The organism is Pseudolactococcus chungangensis CAU 28 = DSM 22330 (assembly GCF_002441885.1).
Classification (GTDB): Bacteria; Bacillota; Bacilli; order Lactobacillales; family Streptococcaceae; genus Pseudolactococcus; species Pseudolactococcus chungangensis.
Genome location: NZ_JXJT01000052.1, coordinates 1 through 2794, shown reverse-complemented (window position 1 = coordinate 2794; position 2794 = coordinate 1). Strand labels below are relative to the sequence as shown.

Annotated in this window: 1 protein-coding gene and 1 pseudogene; both read right to left on the bottom strand. The window is 35.9% G+C overall.

What is annotated here, in order from left to right:
- Positions 1–96 precede the first annotated feature (96 nt).
- Positions 97–537 (bottom strand): annotated as a pseudogene (locus tag RR45_RS10775) (IS3 family transposase); the annotation flags it as partial.
- A gap of 30 nt (positions 538–567) precedes the next feature.
- Complete coding sequence (locus RR45_RS10770; protein ID WP_031367159.1) at positions 568–2655, bottom strand: heavy metal translocating P-type ATPase; 2088 nt, start codon at positions 2653–2655, stop codon at positions 568–570.
- Between the last annotated feature and the right edge of the window lie 139 nt (positions 2656–2794).

The window sequence follows — 2794 nt, the reverse complement described above, 5'->3', positions numbered from 1 at the left end:
GAGTTTTACTGCAGAGTTTTTAAATTGTTTATCGAATTTTCTTCTTGCCATAATAAACCTTTCCACGATTTCTCTTAACTTTGTGTCTAGTTTATTATAACCTTTCCATTTCTTAAAATAATTTTCTTCTTTCTGATTTGGAGTTAAACCATTGTTGGCGGAATGAGGATTATAATTGTTATAAAATTGTTCGATGTATTCAAAGCAAGAGAGTTGAACTTCTTGAATGGAGTGATAAGTTCTGCGATTAATTTCTCGTTGTTTAAGATACTTGAAAAAGACCTCAGTGACGGCATTATCATAAGGATATCCAGGCTTGGAGTAAGAAGCAAGCAATTGATGCTCATCTAATAACTTTCTAAAGGAAGCTGATTTAAATTGGCTTCCTTGATCCGAATGAAAGATAATTGGTTCCTTAGGATTCCTCTTATTTATAGCTATTTCTAAGGTGTCACAGGCGAGTTTGGCATCAATCCTATCACTTACTTTCCACGCAATACATTTCCTTGAGTAGAGGTCAAGAATAGCACAGAGATAATGATAAAAAATAGAAGAGCATGTGCTCTTCTATTTTTTATCATACCTCAATCCCATCGCGTTGATTGAGACAATCACGGTTGAGATTGACATCAGGACTGCTGCAATGAGAGGGTCAATATAAATCCCTGTAAATGGATAAAGAATACCCGCTGCAACAGGAATAGCAATAATGTTATAGCCTGCTCCAAACCAGAGGTTTTGTTTCATTTTTCTAAGCATGCGTTTGGAGATATTAATCATATCCAAGACGTCACTTGGATTGGAGTTAACTAGGACGACATCAGCGGTACTGATAGCAACCGAAGTTCCTGCTCCAATCGCAAAACCAATCGTAGCAGTTGCAAGAGCTGGGGAATCATTGACACCATCACCAATGAAAAGCACGCCGGCTTTCTTTTGGTACTCTTTCACAATTTCTGCTTTATCTTCAGGTTTTAATTCCGCTCTAAATTCGGGAATATTTAGTGCACTAGCAATTTTTTGAGCAGTTTCTTTATTATCACCCGTGAGCATAACAGGGGTAATTCCTTGGGCTAATAAACCATTAATAAAGGCTTTCGCGTCTGATTTAGGAGAATCTCCTAAGGCAATAAATCCTAAAACATCTTGTTGTTCATTGATTAGGAAAGATATAGTTAAACCTAAATCTAAATATTGAGCAATCTTTTGTTCATCATAAGAAAGTTGATTTTCACGAAGATATTTATAGTTAACAATTTGATAAAAGTTTTGATTAACTTGCCCTTTAATCCCAACTCCTGGAATATTTTCAACCGCTTCAACTTTTAGATTTTCAAGAGGTTTAGCAGCTGAAACGATTGATTGAGCAATCGGGTGAGTGGAACTTCCTTCAAGTGCTGCCATGATTTGGAGAATGTCTGTTTCATCAGTAAAATCAATAACATTACGAACAATAAACTTACCGTCAGTTAATGTTCCCGTTTTATCCATTAAGGCATATTTAATTGTATTTATTTTTTCTAGAGAAGTTCTGTTTTGAATTAATAAACCATTTTTAGCAGAAATACTGGTTAGGCGAGAAACAACAAGTGGAACCGCAAGACCTAAAGCGTGTGGACATGCAATTACAAAAACAGAAACCGCAAGAAGTAGAGCAAAACTAAAGTTAGAACTAATTGTCCAAAAAACTAATGAAAAGATACCAACAATAAGTGCGGCATAGAAAAGGTAACCAGCCACTCTATCTGCCATATTTTCCAAATTAGATTTTTGAGCTTGGGCTTTCTTGACTAATTCGGCCACTTGATTGAGAAATGAATCTTTTCCAAGGGTTGTGACTTTCATCTCAAATGGTTGGTTTTGATTGAGGGAACCACCATAAACAAGGTCATTTGTTTTTTTATTGACTGCTCGGCTTTCACCAGTAATCATTGACTCATCAACGAGCGCTTCACTTAATATAAGGCCATCTGCAGGTATTTTCTCATTTTCTTTCACTAAAAGTAAATCGCCAACTTTTAGTTCTGAAAGCTCCACATCCTTCCCACTTTTTAAGTGAGCTTTTTTGGGAACAAGGCTTGCTAAATCTTTCAATGCATCGCCAGCACCCATGATTGCTTTCATCTCAATCAGGTGACCAATCAACATAATGACAATTAATGTTGCCAGTTCAAACCAGAAGTTCATGCCCATATGTCCGTTAAGACTCATGATTGTGGCATAAACAGAATAAGCATAGGCAACGGTAATTCCCATTGTAATCAGCATCATCATGGCTGGCTTACGGCTTTTTAATTCACCTTTTGCTCCGCTAAAAAAAGGAGTCCCAGAGTAAAAGAAGATAATTGTACCAAGGATAAGTTGCAAAATTTCACTTCCGGGGAATTTAAGGATAGTAAAGCCAGCGATTGGTGAAATGAGTAGTAGCGGAATCATAAGAATGATAGCCACTTTGAGCTTTTTACTCATATCACCCATATGCATCATGTGTCCTCCATGATTCATCATATCCATATTGTCCATATCATGCATATTATCCATATTGTGCATGTTGTGCACCTCATGGTTTTCGTGCTCCATATCCATTATTTCATGATTATGATGATGCTCAGACATCATTTCATCGTGATTAGACGAATGAGTTTTATTTGACATATTTTCCTCCTAAATGAATGCTTTGAAATTTCTATCTATATATAGTTTACATTTGTAAACTATCAAAGTCAAGGAAAAAAGTTGTATTCTATAAATGTTACAAAATAAGGTTCTGTTGCAAAGTTTTCCAAAAAATCTA

What these genes read in the sequence shown, in the direction of transcription:
- RR45_RS10770 (WP_031367159.1), bottom strand. Translation starts at nt 2,655, where the DNA reads ATGTCAAATAAAACTCATTCGTCTAATCACGATGAAATGATGTCTGAG.